Source organism: Burkholderia sp. Cy-637 (genome assembly GCF_011753175.1).
In the GTDB taxonomy this organism is placed as follows: Bacteria; Pseudomonadota; Gammaproteobacteria; order Burkholderiales; family Burkholderiaceae; genus Burkholderia; species Burkholderia gladioli.
On the sequence record NZ_VWWC01000162.1, the window covers coordinates 1 to 16,193 of the forward strand.

Consider the following 16,193-nt stretch of genomic DNA (forward strand, 5'->3'; position numbering starts at 1 on the left):
TCCCGAACGATCCTGAGAAGCCGTTCGTGACCTCGGGCATTCGCCTGGGTTCGCCGGCGATGACCACGCGCGGCTTTGGCGCGAAGGAAGCGGAGATCGTCGGCAACCTGATCGCCGACGTGCTGGATGCGCCGGAAGACGCGGCCACCATCGAGCGCGTGCGCGGCCAGGTGGCCGAGCTGACCAAGCGCTTCCCGGTCTATCGCTGATCGACCATGCGCTGCCCGTTCTGCCGGCATGACGACACGCAGGTAGTGGATTCCCGCGTGTCCGAGGACGGCGCCGCGATTCGTCGGCGCCGCCGCTGCTCGGCCTGCGACAAGCGTTTCACGACGTACGAGCGGGTCGAGCTGGCCTTGCCGGCGGTGGTCAAGAAGGACGGCAGCCGCACCGAATTCGACCGTCGCAAGATCGTCGCGAGCATGCAACTGGCGCTGCGCAAGCGGCCCGTTGCAGCGGACGCGATCGACGCGGCGGTCGCTCGCATCGAGTACCAGCTGCTCGCCACCGGCGAGCGCGAGGTGCGCAGCGAAAAGCTCGGCGAGCTCGTGATGAACGAGCTGCGCGAGCTCGATACCATCGCCTATGTGCGCTTCGCCTCGGTTTACCGGCGCTTCGAGGATGTCTCCGAATTCGCCGACGTGATCGAGGAATTTCGCCGCGCCGTTCCCCCGAAGCCGGTCCGCAAACGCTGATCCCACGCTTCCCCGCTTCATTACCGACCTCCTGAACTCGATTCCGTCGTGACGATTGTCACCGGCGGTGTCGACGCGCGCCATTCGGCCGTTCGGCCAATGGCGCGCTCGCGTTCGTCTCGCTACAGTCCTCGCATCACGGTGATGCACGGGAGCAGACGATGGGCAGGGCACAAGGAATGGCGGGCGTCACGCTGATCGAATCGATGGTGGCGGTCGCGCTGATCGCGATCGTGGCCGCCTATGCCGTGCCGTCGTTCGTGGCCTGGCGGCAGCGCGATCGTGTCGAGGCGCGGGCCGCGTCGATGCTGGCGGCACTGGCCGCCGCGCGCATCGAGGCGCTCACGCGCGGCGTGCGCGTGGTGCTGTGCCGGGGCGACGGCGAGCCGCCCTGCGACACGGCCGGCAGCGCGTGCGGGCAAGCAGGCGACGGGGCCTGGTCGTGCGGATGGTCGGTGATGGCATTCGATGCTTCCAGCGACGGCGGCACGGTGCTACGCCGGATTCCCGCCGATCGGGACGTGCGTGTCGATGGCGCGGTGGCCGACGTGGTATTCACGCCGCCGGTCGGGCAGGTGATGGGCGGATTCCGGCGCTTCGAATTTTCGCCGCGCGCGGCGATGGCCGATGTCGAGGCCAGGCGTTTCTCGCGGTGCATCCGGATCGCCGCCGGTGGCCGAGCGCGCATGTCCGTCGGGCCTTGCGGAGCGCAACCATGAGGCGTGCCCGTGCCAGCGCAGGCAGCTCCCTGCTCGAGGTCACGATCGCTCTGTTGTTGCTTGCGAGCGCAACCATCGCCGTGCTCGGTGCGCAGCTTGCCATGCGTGCCGCTGCGGCGGATTCGGCCGCGCGCGCCACGGCGCTCGGCTTCGTGGATTCATGGGCGGAACTGGCCGGTGCCGGCGGCACGACGATGGTCGATTGGGAGCGGGCCTCAACCGTGCTGGTCGATCCGCGTTTCAAGCAGACCACGCGCGATGGCCTGGCGCGCGTCGAGCTGCGCTGGTCGCGCGGCTCGACGGCATTGCCGCAGGACGCCACATGTGAGCAGGCTGTCTCCACGGCGGTCCGCGCACCGCGAACCTGCATCTCGCTGGCGTTCTCCGGAGGAGGCGAGCGATGAGCCGACGGCGGCGCTGCCGCGCCCACACGCTGGTCGAGGCACTGGTGGCGCTGGCGCTGGCTGCTTTGGTGATGACGACGGCGCTGTCCTTGTACCGGACCCAGCGCGCGGCACATCTCAGCTCGATCGAGGCCGTGCGGGCGCGCGATGCTGCTGCCACGGCGCTGACGCTGATCGCCCGATCGGTGCGCATGGCGGGATTCAGTCCGCTCGACGCCAGCGGCGGCGTGCCGTTCGCGCCATTGTTCGGTTGCAGCGCCGGCCGTCCATCCGGCGAAGCGCTGCGGCCGGGCTGTGCCGGGGCCGGCGCGAGTTCCGACGGCCTGCTGGTGCGCTATGTCGGCGACACGATCTCGACCTGGCCGACCAGCGGCGGGCTCGTCACCGATTGTCTGGGACAGGGCGTTGGCGACGGCGGCTCGGCGCCGCTGGTGGTCGATCGCTACTTCGTGCGGGCCAGCAGCGTGACCGGCGAGCCTGAGCTGTATTGCGAAGGCAGCGGCCACAGCGGCACGGCCCAGCCGCTCGTCGAAGGTGTCGAGCGCTTGCGTGTGCGTTACCGCCTGCGTGGCCGCGCGGCATGGGACGAGGCCTCGTCCCTGGTCGACGACGCGTGGCAGCGGGTGCAGGCCGTCGAGGTCTGCGTGCAGGCGCGCGGCGCGGCCGGTTCGAGGATGCGCCGTTACACCGATTGCGATGGCCGCAGCCAGCCGATACACGACGGCCGGGCACGCTGGATCTCGCGCCGCTGGCTGGCGGTGCGCAATGCGGCTTTCATGGACGGAGGCGACGGATGACGACATACACATGCGCCGCGCATTCGAGTCCCGGTCGCTTCGTCGTGAAGCTCCGGAAGGGGCGCGCCGGCGCGCGGCGCGAATGCGCGTCCGGGGCGGCGCTGCCCGGTGTGCTGGTGCTGCTCTCGGCCCTGCTGGTGGCCAGCGCGGCGGGGTTCGAGGTGTCGATGTCGGAAGCGCGTTCGGTGGCGGCATTCGCATCGCGCAGCATCGCGTTCCATGCGGCCGAGGCCGCGCTCGCCGTCTGCGAGCGCAGTCTCGCGGAGCGCGTCGCGTTTGCCGCCGAGCCGACGCGGGCCTCGCTGTCGTCCGGCGGCGAGGTTCTCGCGGTGGCGGGCGAGCCGGAAGGCTGGCGCCAGCGAGGCGCCCTCGAAGGGCCGGCCGCCTTGCATCCGTTCGCGCATTGGCCAGGTGCCGCGGCCGCGCCATCCTGCCTGATCGAGCGCTGGCCGATCGCGTCGCGGCCGCGCTGGCAGGCCTATCTGCTGACCGCGCGCGGCACCGGCAGTACGCGGGCCACCACGGTCTGGCTGCAGTTGCAGCTTGCCTTCGAGGACGGACGCCAGGTGGCGAGACGCTGGCGGCGTGTCGCGGCGGCGCCATGGTGAGCGGGGACGGGGTGGTGATGCAAGCTCCAAAGCACCCGGTATCTCGTCAGGGGACGATCGAGCGCCTGTCGCGCGGGCGCGGCTTCACCTTGATCGAAGTGATGATCGCGCTGGCCGTGGCGGCCCTGATCGCGGCGTTCGCGGTGCCTTCGTACCGGCGCCAGATCGATCGCGGCCATCGTCTCGGCGCGGTCACGGCGCTGTATCGAGTCGCGCAGGATCTCGCCGAGCGCGATGGCTTCGAAACGACAGGGCAGGGGGAAGGGATGGAACTCGGCACGGTGCCGGAGCAGGGGCCGCCCGTCTATCGGCTCTCCGCGGAGCCGGCACCAGCCGGGGGCTATTGGCTGAGCGCGACACCGGTGCCGAACGGGCCGATGCGCGACGATCCCTGCGGCACCTATCTGCTGCGTGCCGATGGCCTGCGCGGTAACCGTCCGCCGGGAGCGAGCGGCCCGGGCGTGCCGCGCCCGGAGTGCTGGACGATGCGCTGACGCGCTTGCGCGCGGCAGGCGGGGACAATGAGGCGATGAGGCGAATGCGGTCGAAACAGGCTAAGCGCGCGAGGTATCGCGCAGCCGGCGCGCTAGTCCTGCTTCCCGACGCCGGCCTTGGCGCCGGTCGTCGCGCCGCCCACCCTGATCGCCTCGGCGGCGGCCTTCTCGCGCTGGGCGCCCTTCCAGATCTGGTAGGCCTCCCAGACCGCGAAGCCGATTGACCCCCACTTGATGGCGGGGCCGGCGCCGCGCGTGACGAGCGAGCGCACCGGCTTGGCGAGCACGGCCGAGGCGAGCGAGCTGACGAGCGGATACTGGCTGACCAGCGAGCCGAGGCTGGCATTGAGCCCCTTCGCCGACTTGCTGAGCGAGCCGCCCGAGAAACCGGGCATCAGCAGCTTCAGCCAGCGGAAGTGGGTCAGGGCTTCGCGCAGTTCGCCGCCGGCCTGGGCGAGTTCGAGGCGCTCGACGTCCGAGCGCAGGATCAGCAGTTCCTTGCGCAGCGCGCGGTACTGCGTGGCGCTGAGCTTGCGCCGCGAACGCGGCTGGCGGAACAGGTCGTCCGATGCGGGTTGGTTCATGGCGCGTGGGCGTGAAAGGTACGGCGGGTTACGGGACCCGGGGTTCAGGGCTTGCCGCGAAACAGTTCGCGGTCCTTTTCGAGCTCGTGCAGGGTGGCCTCGAAGACGCTCGGCGCCTCGCGCAGGCCGGCGCGGGCCTTCAGGCCGCAGCCGAGCGCGCCGATCGCGTAGACCGCCGTGATCGCGGCCAGCGACTGCCAGCGGTAGCTGTCCCAGAAGGCGATCGCGATCAGCACGGTCAGGCTGATCAGGGCCATGGTGGCCAGCATCATCGCGGCGAGCCCGAGGAACAGCACGCCGATCAGGCGTTCCTTCTCCTCGGCGAGTTCGATCCCGAGCAGCTCCAGCCGGGTTTGCAGCAGCGCGAATACGGAACCGAGCAGGCGGCGCAGGGGGCCGTGTGCGGGATGAGGCGGTGGCGTATTGGTTGTCATGTTTGGAGCGCTTGCGCGTGCAGGAGGTGACCGGAGCCGGCCGGCGTGGTGCGCCGGCGGGCCCGGCGGCGGGACGCGGCGCCCCTCGCGGGCGCCGCGGGGGCGACGCTTACTTGCGGTTGATCAGCAGGCCGATCAGCACGCCCACGCCGGCGGCGACGCCGATCGAGGTCCACGGATGCTCGTGGACATAGTCGTCGGTCGCGCGTACCGCCTTCTTGCCCTTCTCGACGACCACCACCTGGACGTCGGCCGCCTTTTCCTTCGCCTGCTTCAGGCGCGAGAGCGCCTTCTCGCGAAGCTCCGACGCACGGTCACCGGTGGTGGCCGCCGCTTGTTTCAGCAGGTCTTCCGCATCCGCGAGAACGGTTTTGATATCCGACATCAGTTTCTCCTTGTTGACTTCCGACATTGCAACTCCCTTTGTGCAGAGGTACCGCGTAGCCGACATCCTAGCGAAACCCGTGCCCGCTGGCGAGCGGAGCGCCGGATCCGGCCCGGGCCTGCCGGACGGCATGCCGGGCCATGGTAAACGACTTGGCGATTGTAAGGAGGGAGTGAATCGCCGACGAAAAAGTTTCCCCAAACTTTCAAGCGGCAGGGAAAAAATGACAATTTCTCATGACGATCTGACGGAATAATCGTTGTCCGGACAGCCGCTTGTCGTAAGCTTGAGGTTTGGCCGCGCGCGTGCCGTGCGCGGTGCCCACCACCGGTTCATCCATCCAGGAGGAGCAACATGAGTCTGCGTCTTGGCGACATCGCCCCCGACTTCGAGCAGGATTCGAGCCTCGGCCGCATCAAGTTCCACGAATGGCTCGGCGATAGCTGGGGCGTGCTGTTCTCGCACCCGGCCGACTACACGCCGGTGTGCACCACCGAGCTGGGCCTGACAGCCAAGCTCAAGAGCGAATTCGAGAAGCGCCACGTGAAGGCGATCGCCCTGTCGGTGGACAGCGTGGAATCGCACAAGGGCTGGATCAGCGACATCAACGACACGCAGTCGACCAGCGTGAACTTCCCGATCCTGGCCGATGCCGATCGCAAGGTCTCGCAGTTGTACGACATGATCCATCCGAACGCGAACGAGACGCTCACGGTGCGCTCGCTGTTCGTGATCGACCCGAACAAGAAGGTGCGCCTGACCATCACCTACCCGGCCAGCACCGGCCGCAACTTCGACGAAGTGCTGCGCGTGATCGACTCGCTGCAACTGACCGACAACTACAAGGTCGCCACGCCGGGCAACTGGAAGGATGGCGAGGACGTGGTGATCGTGCCGTCGCTGAAGGACGAGGAAGAGCTCAAGCAGCGCTTCCCGAAGGGCTACAAGGCCGTGCGTCCGTACCTGCGTCTCACGCCGCAGCCGAACAAGTAATGGCTCGGGCGCCGCGGCGCGCCTGAATGCAAAAGGGCATCGCGAGTGATCGCGATGCCCTTTTTACATTGGCGCCCCAACCTTCAGAAGAAGGCCTGGATGCCGGTCTGCGCGCGGCCGAGGATCAGCGCGTGGATATCGTGCGTGCCTTCATAGGTGTTGACCACCTCGAGATTGACCAGGTGGCGCGCCACGCCGAATTCGTCCGAGATGCCGTTGCCGCCGAGCATGTCGCGCGCGAGCCGCGCGATGTCGAGCGCCTTGCCGCAGGAGTTGCGCTTCATGATCGAGGTGATCTCGACCGCGGCCGTGCCTTCGTCCTTCATGCGGCCCAGGCGCAGCACGCCCTGCAGCCCGAGCGTGATTTCGGTCTGCATGTCGGCGAGCTTCTTCTGGATCAGCTGGTTGGCCGCCAGCGGCCGGCCGAACTGCTGACGATCGAGCACGTACTGGCGCGCGGTGTGCCAGCAGGATTCGGCGGCGCCCAGCGCCCCCCAGGCGATGCCGTAGCGCGCCGAATTCAGGCAGGTGAAGGGCCCGCGCAGGCCGCTCACCTCCGGCAGCAGGTTCTCCTCGGGCACGAACACCTCGTCGAGCACGATCTCGCCGGTGATCGAGGCGCGCAAGCCGACCTTGCCGTGGATCGCCGGCGCCGACAGGCCCTTCCAGCCCTTCTCGAGGATGAAGCCGCGGATCGTGTCCTTACCGTCCTCGTCGAGCTTGGCCCAGACCACGAACACGTCGGCGATCGGCGAATTGGTGATCCACATCTTCGCGCCCGACAGTGCGTAACCGCCCGCCACCTTCTTTGCGCGCGTCACCATGCTGCCCGGGTCCGAGCCGTGATTCGGCTCGGTCAGGCCGAAGCAGCCGATCCACTCGCCGCTGGCCAGCTTCGGCAGGTATTTCTGCTTCTGCGCCTCGGAGCCGAATTCGAAGATCGGCACCATCACCAGCGAGGACTGCACCGACATCATCGAGCGATAACCCGAATCGATGCGCTCGACCTCGCGCGCGATCAGCCCGTAGCTGACGTAGCTGAGGCCCGGGCCGCCATATTGCTCGGGAATGGTCGGGCCCAGAAGGCCGATCTCGCCCATCTCGCGGAAGATCGTCGCGTCGGTGCGCTCGTGGCGGAAGGCCTCGGTCACGCGCGGCGCGAGCTTGCCCTGCGCATAGGCTTGCGCGGCGTCGCGCACCATCCGTTCGTCGTCGGCGAGCTGCTGGTCGAGCAGCAGCGGGTCATCCCAATGGAAGGCGGCAGCGCCCATGAGTCTTCTCCTTGCTTGACTGAGGTTCCGCTGTGCGGAACAATGTTTTGCAAATTGGCGTCCAGTGTAGCATCGTATGCATCCTTCCCGTCCCGATCCCACCACCTACGACGAGCGCCGCTTCGTCACCGCGCTGGCGCGCGGCCTGGACCTGCTGCGGGCCTTCCGTCCCGGCGAGACCCTGCTCGGCAATCGCGATTTCGTCGAGCGCACCGGCCTGCCGAAGGCGACCGTGAACCGCCTCGCCTACACGCTCAGCGTGCTCGGCTACCTGCGCTTGGACGAGGCGCTCGGCAAGTACGCGCTCGACGCCGGCGTGCTGTCGCTCGGTCACGCGCTGCTGGCGGGCAGCGGCGCGCTCGATCTGGCGCGGCCGCACATGCAGGCGCTGGCGCGCGAGATCGGCGCGGCTGTCTCGCTCGGCTGCCGCGACGGCCTTGACATGATCTACCTGGAGACGATCCGCAGCGAAACCGCGCTCACGCTCGGTCTCGCGCCCGGCTCGCGCCTGTCGATGCTGACCAGCTCGATGGGGCGCGCCTACCTGGCGGTGCAGCCGGCCGAGCAGCGCGAGGCCTTGTTCGCGGAGCTGCGGCGCGGCGTGAAGCCGGCGCGCGCGGCGGCCGCGCGCGTGGCCGCGGCCGAGCGCGCGCTGGCCGACTACGCGAGCGAGGGCTGCTGTTATTCGTTCCGCGACTGGCACGACGACGTCAACGCGGTGGCCGTGCCTTACCGCGAACCGCGCGAGCGGCGCTGGCTGATCCTCAGCTGCAGCGGGCCGGCGTCGTCGATGGGGGAGGAGGTGTTTCGCAGGCGCATCGGCCCGAAGCTGCGCGCGCTCGCGCAAAGGCTGGGCGAGCCGGGCTGAGGCCGGCCGGTGTTCATCTCGGCGCGAGCGGTGCGCCCGCCGAGGCGTCGCTCAAGTCAAACGTGGGCCGGCTGCGCGAACACCGGGCCCTGCATGAGCCGCACGTCGTACTGGCGCAGCAGCGAGAACTGCGTCTCGTCGGCCACCTGGTCGAAGATGATCGGGATCTTCACGCGCTGCGCGTAACCCACCAGGGCCTTGACCATGCCGTCGCGCAAGGCGATCGCGGCATCCATCTTGATGTAGTCGGGGCTGGCCATCTCCGATTCGACGGCCAGGATGCGGCCCGGATCCGGCAGCTTGTCGGCGACCTTGAAGCCGTGATGCTGGTAGCTCTTGGTCAGGTAGCCGAGGAAGGTCTTGTGCGCGACCGCGGCGGCCGGCAGCTCGATCACGATGCGCTCGGGGCTCAGGCCGAAGTGGCGCAGCACCGAGGAAAAATGCTTGCCGTGATCGTACTTGACGCTCTTGAGCAGCCGCTCGTGCACGCGCAGGAACAGCAGCCCGTGGCGCTGCGCGCCGAAGAAGTTGATCGCGTGCAGCGCCCGCGAGAGCCGGTCCACCGCTACCAGCGTCGGATCGTCGGTGAGCGCCTCGAACGGGTCGAAGGGCGCGCCGTCCGCGCGCAGCACCGCCTGGAAGCCAAGTTCGTCGCCGTAGCGTTCGATCGCGTCGGCCAGCGAGGAGGATTGCGGCGCGCCCGGCATCGTCACGTCGTAGATCGGTTGATAGGCACTGCCGAGCGTCAGCTCGTGCAGGCGCGCCACGGCCAGCTCGCCCTCCGCGGCCAGGGCGATATGCTCGCGCAGATAGGGCAGCTTGCCGGCTCGGTCGACCAGTTCGGGGATGGTGGGCGGGATCATGGATTCGTCGGGTGGGCGAACGGCCGTCGTGCAGCCGGATTACCTCAAGCATAGTAGCAGCGGGCACGATACGCGTTTCACCGTTTTGCTCATATGGATATCGGCCCGGATCGGCGACTCAGGGTATACGGCGATTACGATATCCATAATTGGTTTTACTATTCGTAACGCTCGACGCGCCGGCACCTTCTTCTTATCCCGCCTTGCGCGCGCCCACGAGCCGCCGCCGGGCCGTGGTGCGCCCGTCGCCGAACCGGAGCCGCCCTCGATGCCATTCCTGTCCCCGATCCCGATCCTTCCGCCGCCGCGCTATCTCCGAAACATCGTTTCAGGGAGCACGCGATGAGCGCGCCGCAGGCAAGCCCGGCCGAGGCCGGCGCGGCGGTGCTCGAGGTCGAGCGCGTGCTCGACGAGACGCACCGGCCCGCCTTTCACGCGATGCTGCTGGTGCTGTGCGGCGCCTGCCTGGTGATCGACGGCTTCGACGCGCAGGCGATGGGCTACGTCGCGCCCAGCGTGATCGCCGAATGGGGCGTGGCCAAGGCCTCGCTCGGGCCGGTGTTCAGCGCCAGCCTGTTCGGCATGCTGCTCGGCGCGCTCGGCTTGTCGGTGCTGGCCGACCGGATCGGCCGGCGGCCGGTGCTGATCGGCGCGACGCTGTTCTTCGCGCTGAGCATGCTGGCCACGCCGCTGGTCTCGACCATTCCCGCCCTGATCGCGCTGCGCTTCGTCACCGGGCTCGGCCTGGGCTGCATCATGCCGAACGCGATGGCGCTGGTCGGCGAGTTCAGCCCGCCGGCGCGGCGCGTGCGGCGCATGATGTTCGTGTCCTGCGGCTTCACGCTCGGCGCGGCGCTGGGCGGCTTTCTCAGCGCCGCGCTGATCCCGGCCTTCGGCTGGCGCGCGGTGTTCTACGTCGGCGGGGCGGTGCCCTTGCTGCTGGCGCTGGCGATGCTCGCCTGGCTGCCCGAGTCGCTGCAGTTCCTGGTGCTGAAGGGGCGCCTCGAGCGCGCCCGTGCCTGGCTGGCGGCCTTCGCGCCGGCGCTGCCGATCGACGCCGGCACGCGCCTGGTGGTGCGCGAGGCCGGCGCCGAGGGCGCGCCGGTGGCCGAGCTGTTCCGCGCCGGGCGCCTGCCCGTCACCCTGCTGTTGTGGTCGATCAGCTTCATGAACCTGATCGACCTGTACTTCCTGTCGAACTGGCTGCCGACCGTGATGCGCGAGGCCGGCTATTCCGCCTCGATGGCCGTGATCGTCGGCACCGCGCTGCAGACCGGCGGCGTGATCGGCACGCTGTTGCTGGGCAGCTTCATCGAGCGCTACGGATTCGTGCGCGTGCTGTTCGTCTGCTTCGTCTGCGCGGCGGCCTCGGTGGGCGCGATCGGGCTGGCGGCGGCCTCGCTGCCGTGGCTGCTGCTGGCCGTGTTCGCCGGCGGCTTCTGCGTGGTGGGCGGGCAACCGGCCGTCAACGCGCTGGCCGGCCAGTACTACCCGACGGCGCTGCGCTCGACCGGGATCGGCTGGAGTCTCGGTATCGGCCGCATCGGCTCGGTGCTCGGGCCGCTGGTGGGCGGGCAGCTGATCGCGCTGAACTGGAGCAACGAGGCGCTGTTCCATGCCGCGGCGCTGCCGGTGCTGGCCTCGGCGCTGTTCGTGCTGGGGCTCGGCGCGGCCACGCGCGGGCGTGACGGCGCCGCGCGCCGGGCCGCCTGAGACGCGCCCCGGCGCCCTGGTCGGACCGAGTCGGGCCGAGTCGGGCCGGGGTGCTTGCCGGGCCACGTTCAGGGAAAGGAAACGGAGCGGGATTCGATGGCGGCGCACGAGCCGGCAAGCCCCGCCCGCGGGCTGCTCAGGCCTCGCCGCGCACGCCGCCTTCCGGCACGCGCCGGCGCTCCCACAGCGCGGCCAGCACGAAGGCCAGCGAGGCGGCCACCATCACGCCGACCAGCGCATCGCTGCCCCAGGCATTCATGAGCGAGCCGGCCAGGATCGGGCCGCCGAAGCTCGCCGCGCTCCAGGAGGCCGACACCATCGAGCTGGCGGTGACCAGCGCGGCGCCGCGAAAGCGCTCGCCGCAGGCCACGATCGACAGCGTGTAGGTGCTGCCGGCCGCCGCGCCGATCACGAACAGCAGCGGCCAGCACAGCCAGGGATCGGTGATCACGAAGGGCAGCAGCGGCAGCAGCAGGGTGACCACGATGCCGGCGCCCAGGTGCACGCGGGCGCGGCCGAGCCGGTCGGCGAGCCAGCCGATCGGGAACTGCATGGTGGTGTCGCCGAGCAGGGTGATCGAGGCCAGCAGCACGGCCACGCCGGCCGCCACGCCGCGCTCGATCGCGTAGATCGGCAGCAGCGACAGGGCCAGGGTGTCGAACAGCGCGAAGAAGGCGGTGCCGACGATCAGGGCCGGCATCAGCGGCAGCACGCGGCGCCAGTGATCGTGGCTCTCCTCGTGATGCGGGCCGTCCGAGCCGGGCGGCCGGCGGATCGCGGCCAGCGTCGGCAGGGCCAGCAGGAACAGCGCGCCGCACAGCGCGAAGCGCGTGCCGTGCAGCTCGGCGACCTGGCTCACCAGCACCGGCCCGGCCATCTGGAACAGCGTGAAGTTGGTGGCGTAGATCGCCACCACGCGGCCGCGCGTGGCGTCGTCGGCGAGCTCGTTGACCCAGGCCTCGCCGATCGTGAACAACAGCATCAAGGCCGCGCCGCACAAGGCGCGCAGCACCGCCCAGACCACCAGGTTGTCCAGCACCTGCATCGCGGCGGTGGCCGCGGCCACCACCAGCACCGACACCACGATCGACTCGCGCGCGCCGTAGCGGCGCGTGAGCCAGGTCACGAACGGCACGATCGCCAGGCCCCCGCCGGCCTGCGCGGCCGTCAGCATGCCGACCACGCCGGTGCCGTGGCCGGCCTCGGTGAGCGCCAGCGCGGTCAGCGGCAGGGTGGCGCCGGTGCCGAGGCCGACCACGGCGACGCTGAGGATCAGGGCCAGGAAATCGCGGGTGAGGATCGTTTTCATCGGCCGAGATGCTACACCGGGCCCCGGTTCGGGGCCATGACGGGCGTGGAGGCCGGATGGAGGAACGATGGAGAGGGGCGGCGCGCCGGGCGGGGCACGGCGCGAGCTGACGCGGTCGGGATGGAATGGTGCGCATCGATCGAAATTGATGCGCGCGAGAAGGCAATCGAATCGATGCGGCTTGGCGCTCGACGCGCGCGGCGCGCGTCAGGCCCGCGCCAGCGAGCCGCCTTAAAGCTCAGGCCAGCGTCGAGGGGCCCGCGAACGGCCGCCGTTCCAGCGAAGCCGACCACAGCGTCAGCGCCAGCGCGCCCACCGCCATCGCGACGCCGACCCAGGGCAGTTGCGTGAGCGGCACGCCCGCGCCGATCGCCATGCCGCCGAGCCAGGCGCCGGTGGCATTGCCGAGGTTGAAGGCGCCCTGGTTCAGCGTGGAGGCCAGGTTGGGCGCCTCGATCGCGCGGTCGACGATCAGGATCTGCGCGATCGGCACGATCGCGAAGGCCAGCACGCCCCACAGGAAGATCGTCACCAGCAGCGGGATCGGCAGGTGCATGGTGCCGGCGAACACCACCTGCACCAGCCCGATCAGCGCCAGCGAGGCGATCAGCGAGGGCATCCGGCGCCAGTCGGCGAGCTTGCCGCCTAGCGTGCCGCCCACCGTCAGGCCCAGGCCGAACAGCAGCAGCACCAGGGTGACCTCGTGCGGCGTGAAATGCGTGACCTCCTCGAGGATCGGCGTGATGTAGGTGAACACCGAGAACAGGCTGGCCGAGGCCAGCACGCTGATGCCGAGCACCATCAGCACCTGCGGATTGCGCATCACGCGGAATTCGCGCGCGATGCTGGTCTGCGGCATCTCCAGTTGCCGGGGCAGGCACAGCGCGAGCGCGCCGGCCGCCAGCACGCCGATGCCGGTCACCGCCCAGAACGTCGAGCGCCAGCCGAAGGCCTGGCCGAGCGCGGTGCCCAGCGGCACGCCCAGCACGTTGGCCAGGGTCAGGCCGGTGAACATCAGCGCGATCGCCTGCGCGCGGCGGTTGGGCGCCACCAGGCTGCTGGCCACCACCGAGCCGATCCCGAAGAAGGCGCCGTGGCAGAACGCGGTCACCACGCGGGCGGCCATCAGCAGGCCGTAGCCGGGGGCGATCGCGCACAGCAGGTTGCCGGCGATGAACACCCCGATCAGGCCGAGCAGCGCCTGGCGGCGCGGCATTTTCGCGGTGACGACGGCGAGGATCGGCGCCCCGATCGTCACGCCCAGCGCATAACCGGAAACCAGCAGGCCGGCAGCCGGGATCGAGACGGCGAGATCGCGCGCCACGTCGGGCAGCAGCCCCATGATCACGAATTCGGTGGTACCGATACCAAACGCGGCGATGGCGAGGGCGAACAGGGGCAGCGGCATCGGGGAAGTCCGGGGGAAACGGGCCGGGTCGGGGCGTCGCGGGATGCGGCGCACGGGCGGCCGGGCAGGGATAGGCGCGATTCTATCTCAGTAAAAACCCCAATGAATGGGGCCCGATTACTTGTTGCTTGCGGGCGACGCGCCGGCGCCGCGCAGCCGGGATCGAACGGCAGGCCGCGGCGCGCCACGGGCGCTCAGGGCTGCGGCTTGGCGGGCCCGGGCGGCGGGTTCCAGCCGTTTTCGTAGAGGCAGTCCTCGAGCGGCAGCCGTTCGGCCCAGCGTGTCTCCTCGAGCATCGGACGCGCATAGAACGCGTCGACGTGGCCCAGGCAGAGCACGGCGATCGGCTTGGCGCCCTCGGGCATGCCCAGCAGGCTGCGCAGCGCCTCGACGTCGAACAGCGAGACCCAGCCCATGCCGAGCCCCTCGGCGCGCGCGGCCAGCCACATGTTCTGGATCGCGCAGGCCGCCGAGGCGAGGTCCATCTCCGGCAGGGTGCGGCGCCCGAACACATGGCGTTCGCGATCGTCGCCGAGCGCGACCACTAGGATCTCGCCGCATTCGCGAATGCCCTCCACCTTCAGGCGCATGAATTCGTCCTGGCGTTCGCCGAGCGCCTCGGCGGTGGCGCGGCGCTCGGCCTCGACGATCGCGTGGATGCGCTCGCGCAGCGCGGGCTCGGTCACGCGGATGAAGCGCCAGGGCTGCATGAAGCCGACGCTCGGGGCATGGTGCGCGGCGCGGACCAGGCGCGCGAGCACGGCCGGATCGACCGGCTCGGCGGTGAAGTGGCGCATGTCGCGCCGCTCGAAGATCGCGCGATAGACGGCGGCGATCGAGGAATCGTCGAAACGCATGGGAAAGGGACGCAGGCTGCCGGGCGCCGGGGGGCGGCGACCGAAGCCCGCAACGATAGCAGACCCTCGCCGCGGCCGCGTCGGCGGGCGGGGAACGGTTCCATCGACGTGGAGGGATGGCAGGGCGCCGTCGCGGCGGCGCGCGGGCGCTGGAAGCGGCGGCCGGAATACCCGGCCGCCGCGGGGCGCGGACCTGTCGATCCGCGCCGATCGGGGCCGCCACCGGGTCGTCCGCGGATGACGGACGGCGGGACGGCGGCCCCGATTGCGGCTATTGGCCGCATCCTGGGGCAGCGAGGACGGTGACGGCGCGCGGGCGCCGGCCGTCCTCGCACGCGATCACTGCAGGCCGGTGGCCACCTCGCTGCGCTCGCCGATCGCGTCGTGCACGTAGCCGTAGCGGCCGTTCGAGCGCGCGCCGAAATGGTAGAGCGCGTGCTCGACGAAGCTGCGCGTGCGCGCCGGCACGAACTGGCGGTTCGGATAGACCACCGCGAGCTGCGCGTCGGTATCGTCGATCCGGTAGTCGGCCAGCAGGCGAACCAGCTCGCCGCGCGAGATCGCGTCGGCCACGAAGCTCTCGGGCAGGATCGCGATGCCGGAGCCGGCCATCACGGCGGCGCGCACCAGCCAGGCGTCGTTGATGGTGTAGGCCGGCTGCAGCGTGACCAGGTGCGCGAAGCGGCCCGCGTCGACGAAGCGCCAGGCGAAGCCGTGCGAGTCGAGCGGCAGCGTGACCGCGGCGTGGCGCGCGAGCTCGTCCGGACGATGCGGCTCGCCGCGCTGCTCGATGTAGGCGGGCGAGGCGACCGCGACGAACGGATCGGGGGCGAGCGCGTGGCTGACCAGCGCCGCGCCGTCCTCGATCTTGCGCCCGGCGATGATGGCCGCGTCGTAGGAGGTGTCGAGCCCGTCGATCGGGCCGTCGGCGACGGTCAGTTGCACGCGCACCTTGGGGTACTGGCGGCGGAAGCCGTCGACCAGCGGCGTGAGCCGCTGCGGCGACAGCGAGCCCGACACCACGATCCGCAAGGTGCCGACCGGCTCGCGGATGGTATGCGCGACCGAGGCCTCGAGATGATCGAATTCCTCGAGCAGGGCGCGGCAACCGTCGAGATAGCGGGTACCCGCCTCGGTCAGCGACAGGTTGCGCGTGGTGCGATGGATCAGGCGAGTGTTCAGATGCGTTTCCAGCATCGCAATCGACCGCGTGACGAGTGCGTTCGACACGCCGAGCTTGCGCGCGGCCTGCCGGAAACTCTGCAGTTCGGCGACGCAGACGAACACCCTCATGGTTTGTATCTGGTTCATAGCTTGTCGGCCCGTTCGATGATTTTGCTTGTGTAATTGCCGTGTTGCGAGCACCCGTCGAACGCTGTCGGATCAGCTTCGGGTCGGAATTATGTAATACCCACGGCGCGGTAAATTGTTCAATAAAATCGGGAACCCAGTCAACCGATTAATGAGAAGATTTAGCCTGTATTTTTAACAGGTTTGATGAAGTGAAACGCGGTTTCGGAATCCGAATGAGTGCTTTATCGCCTTGTCTGGCGGGCTGTTGCGGGAAATTCCAGGGATTTTGAGGGGGCTTGGAGAATTTTGGATTTTTGTGATGCCGCGAATGTCGAGGATGCGCAATTCCGAATGAGGTGGCACGCAAAAGAATCAAGCGGGGTCCTTCGCGGATCGATGGCGCCGGGTAAATAAATGAGTCGGCACCCATTTCGATAATCGGGAATCGGTACCTTGGCGCGCGAACGCGCCGGCGCGGGGCGCGCCGAGCCGCGCGCG

19 protein-coding genes and 1 pseudogene are annotated in these 16,193 nt (G+C 69.5%); 10 read left to right on the forward strand and 10 right to left on the reverse strand.

Translation table 11 applies throughout. The features are described from left to right. The 7 genes and pseudogenes from glyA to F3J10_RS28830 form a co-directional block, all read left to right on the forward strand. Positions 1–209 (forward strand): annotated as a pseudogene (gene glyA / locus F3J10_RS28800) (serine hydroxymethyltransferase); the annotation flags it as partial. Positions 210–215: 6 nt separating this feature from the next. Next, the gene (nrdR, locus tag F3J10_RS28805) at positions 216–695 is read left to right on the forward strand and encodes a transcriptional regulator NrdR (RefSeq protein WP_013696781.1); all 480 of its coding nucleotides are present in this window, start codon (positions 216–218) and stop codon (positions 693–695) included. Between the two features lie 161 nt (positions 696–856). Next, the gene (locus F3J10_RS28810) at positions 857–1,414 is read left to right on the forward strand and encodes a GspH/FimT family pseudopilin (protein ID WP_025101894.1); all 558 of its coding nucleotides are present in this window, start codon (positions 857–859) and stop codon (positions 1,412–1,414) included. Further along, the gene (locus tag F3J10_RS28815) at positions 1,411–1,818 is read left to right on the forward strand and encodes a hypothetical protein (RefSeq protein WP_152554561.1); all 408 of its coding nucleotides are present in this window, start codon (positions 1,411–1,413) and stop codon (positions 1,816–1,818) included. The genes F3J10_RS28810 and F3J10_RS28815 overlap by 4 nt, the downstream gene beginning before the upstream one ends. Continuing rightward, entirely contained in the window at positions 1,815–2,615 is an 801-nt protein-coding gene (locus tag F3J10_RS28820) for a PilW family protein (protein WP_167243530.1), read from the forward strand. Before F3J10_RS28815 ends, F3J10_RS28820 begins: the two co-directional genes overlap by 4 nt. A 44-nt stretch (positions 2,616–2,659) precedes the next feature. Continuing rightward, positions 2,660–3,223 (forward strand): hypothetical protein, encoded by a 564-nt coding sequence (locus F3J10_RS28825; protein ID WP_051598403.1) that lies wholly within the window; start codon positions 2,660–2,662, stop codon positions 3,221–3,223. Then, positions 3,217–3,717, forward strand: coding sequence for a type IV pilin protein (locus F3J10_RS28830; RefSeq protein WP_240155737.1), 501 nt, complete (start codon positions 3,217–3,219; stop codon positions 3,715–3,717). Before F3J10_RS28825 ends, F3J10_RS28830 begins: the two co-directional genes overlap by 7 nt. 92 nt (positions 3,718–3,809) lie before the next feature. Here the strand turns inward: F3J10_RS28830 and F3J10_RS28835 are convergent, their stop codons facing one another. The 3 genes from F3J10_RS28835 to F3J10_RS28845 all read right to left on the reverse strand — a co-directional run bounded on the left by F3J10_RS28835 (position 3,810) and on the right by F3J10_RS28845 (position 5,147). Continuing rightward, positions 3,810–4,301 (reverse strand): DUF3318 domain-containing protein, encoded by a 492-nt coding sequence (locus tag F3J10_RS28835; RefSeq protein WP_124093758.1) that lies wholly within the window; start codon positions 4,299–4,301, stop codon positions 3,810–3,812. A gap of 44 nt (positions 4,302–4,345) precedes the next feature. Beyond that, positions 4,346–4,735, reverse strand: coding sequence for a phage holin family protein (locus F3J10_RS28840; RefSeq protein WP_025101889.1), 390 nt, complete (start codon positions 4,733–4,735; stop codon positions 4,346–4,348). A 109-nt stretch (positions 4,736–4,844) separates the two neighbouring features. Continuing rightward, the gene (locus F3J10_RS28845) at positions 4,845–5,147 is read right to left on the reverse strand and encodes a YqjD family protein (RefSeq protein WP_013696789.1); all 303 of its coding nucleotides are present in this window, start codon (positions 5,145–5,147) and stop codon (positions 4,845–4,847) included. Between the two features lie 327 nt (positions 5,148–5,474). Here F3J10_RS28845 and F3J10_RS28850 point away from each other — a divergent pair, with 327 nt between their 5' ends. Then, a complete protein-coding gene (locus F3J10_RS28850; protein ID WP_167243531.1) occupies positions 5,475–6,113 on the forward strand; it encodes a peroxiredoxin in 639 nt (212 codons plus the stop codon). An 83-nt stretch (positions 6,114–6,196) separates the two neighbouring features. Here the strand turns inward: F3J10_RS28850 and F3J10_RS28855 are convergent, their stop codons facing one another. Beyond that, positions 6,197–7,384 carry an acyl-CoA dehydrogenase gene (locus tag F3J10_RS28855; RefSeq protein WP_167243532.1) on the reverse strand — a complete coding sequence of 396 codons (1,188 nt, stop codon included), beginning with the start codon at positions 7,382–7,384 and terminating at the stop codon, positions 6,197–6,199. A gap of 76 nt (positions 7,385–7,460) precedes the next feature. Between F3J10_RS28855 and F3J10_RS28860 the strand changes: the two genes are divergently transcribed. Next, positions 7,461–8,252, forward strand: coding sequence for an IclR family transcriptional regulator (locus F3J10_RS28860; protein WP_166915615.1), 792 nt, complete (start codon positions 7,461–7,463; stop codon positions 8,250–8,252). Positions 8,253–8,308: 56 nt separating this feature from the next. Here F3J10_RS28860 and F3J10_RS28865 read toward each other — a convergent pair whose 3' ends face one another. Further along, positions 8,309–9,115, reverse strand: a complete 807-nt coding sequence (locus F3J10_RS28865) for an EAL domain-containing protein (protein WP_025101886.1) — start codon at positions 9,113–9,115, stop codon at positions 8,309–8,311. Positions 9,116–9,457: 342 nt separating this feature from the next. Between F3J10_RS28865 and F3J10_RS28870 the strand changes: the two genes are divergently transcribed. Then, a complete protein-coding gene (locus tag F3J10_RS28870) occupies positions 9,458–10,828 on the forward strand; it encodes an MFS transporter (RefSeq protein ID WP_167243533.1) in 1,371 nt (456 codons plus the stop codon). A 136-nt stretch (positions 10,829–10,964) separates the two neighbouring features. Here F3J10_RS28870 and F3J10_RS28875 read toward each other — a convergent pair whose 3' ends face one another. The 5 genes from F3J10_RS28875 to F3J10_RS36050 all read right to left on the reverse strand — a co-directional run. Then, positions 10,965–12,137, reverse strand: a complete 1,173-nt coding sequence (locus F3J10_RS28875) for an MFS transporter (protein WP_105849421.1) — start codon at positions 12,135–12,137, stop codon at positions 10,965–10,967. A gap of 238 nt (positions 12,138–12,375) precedes the next feature. Continuing rightward, on the reverse strand, positions 12,376–13,545 hold the full coding sequence (locus F3J10_RS28880) for an MFS transporter (protein WP_017921032.1): 1,170 nt from the start codon (positions 13,543–13,545) through the stop codon (positions 12,376–12,378). A 194-nt stretch (positions 13,546–13,739) separates the two neighbouring features. After that, the gene (gene bluB, locus F3J10_RS28885; RefSeq protein ID WP_167234115.1) at positions 13,740–14,402 is read right to left on the reverse strand and encodes a 5,6-dimethylbenzimidazole synthase; all 663 of its coding nucleotides are present in this window, start codon (positions 14,400–14,402) and stop codon (positions 13,740–13,742) included. 339 nt (positions 14,403–14,741) lie between these two features. Next, complete coding sequence (locus tag F3J10_RS28890; RefSeq protein WP_025101921.1) at positions 14,742–15,713, reverse strand: LysR family transcriptional regulator; 972 nt, start codon at positions 15,711–15,713, stop codon at positions 14,742–14,744. Between the two features lie 148 nt (positions 15,714–15,861). Beyond that, positions 15,862–16,193, reverse strand: a 332-nt coding sequence (locus F3J10_RS36050) for a hypothetical protein (RefSeq protein ID WP_205200525.1), incomplete at its 5' end; no start/stop codon positions are given.

Coding starts and splice junctions, on each gene's coding strand:
- F3J10_RS28810 (WP_025101894.1), top strand. CDS start 857: ATGGGCAGGGCACAAGGAATGGCGGGCGTCACGCTGATCGAATCGATG.
- F3J10_RS28815 (WP_152554561.1), top strand. CDS start 1,411: ATGAGGCGTGCCCGTGCCAGCGCAGGCAGCTCCCTGCTCGAGGTCACG.
- F3J10_RS28830 (WP_240155737.1), top strand. CDS start 3,217: ATGGTGAGCGGGGACGGGGTGGTGATGCAAGCTCCAAAGCACCCGGTA.
- F3J10_RS28820 (WP_167243530.1), top strand. CDS start 1,815: ATGAGCCGACGGCGGCGCTGCCGCGCCCACACGCTGGTCGAGGCACTG.
- F3J10_RS28840 (WP_025101889.1), bottom strand. CDS start 4,735: ATGACAACCAATACGCCACCGCCTCATCCCGCACACGGCCCCCTGCGC.
- bluB (WP_167234115.1), bottom strand. CDS start 14,402: ATGCGTTTCGACGATTCCTCGATCGCCGCCGTCTATCGCGCGATCTTC.
- F3J10_RS28860 (WP_166915615.1), top strand. CDS start 7,461: ATGCATCCTTCCCGTCCCGATCCCACCACCTACGACGAGCGCCGCTTC.
- F3J10_RS28845 (WP_013696789.1), bottom strand. CDS start 5,147: ATGTCGGAAGTCAACAAGGAGAAACTGATGTCGGATATCAAAACCGTT.
- F3J10_RS28875 (WP_105849421.1), bottom strand. CDS start 12,137: ATGAAAACGATCCTCACCCGCGATTTCCTGGCCCTGATCCTCAGCGTC.
- F3J10_RS28855 (WP_167243532.1), bottom strand. CDS start 7,384: ATGGGCGCTGCCGCCTTCCATTGGGATGACCCGCTGCTGCTCGACCAG.
- F3J10_RS28835 (WP_124093758.1), bottom strand. CDS start 4,301: ATGAACCAACCCGCATCGGACGACCTGTTCCGCCAGCCGCGTTCGCGG.
- F3J10_RS28870 (WP_167243533.1), top strand. CDS start 9,458: ATGAGCGCGCCGCAGGCAAGCCCGGCCGAGGCCGGCGCGGCGGTGCTC.
- nrdR (WP_013696781.1), top strand. CDS start 216: ATGCGCTGCCCGTTCTGCCGGCATGACGACACGCAGGTAGTGGATTCC.
- F3J10_RS28880 (WP_017921032.1), bottom strand. CDS start 13,545: ATGCCGCTGCCCCTGTTCGCCCTCGCCATCGCCGCGTTTGGTATCGGT.
- F3J10_RS28865 (WP_025101886.1), bottom strand. CDS start 9,115: ATGATCCCGCCCACCATCCCCGAACTGGTCGACCGAGCCGGCAAGCTG.
- F3J10_RS28850 (WP_167243531.1), top strand. CDS start 5,475: ATGAGTCTGCGTCTTGGCGACATCGCCCCCGACTTCGAGCAGGATTCG.
- F3J10_RS28890 (WP_025101921.1), bottom strand. CDS start 15,713: ATGAACCAGATACAAACCATGAGGGTGTTCGTCTGCGTCGCCGAACTG.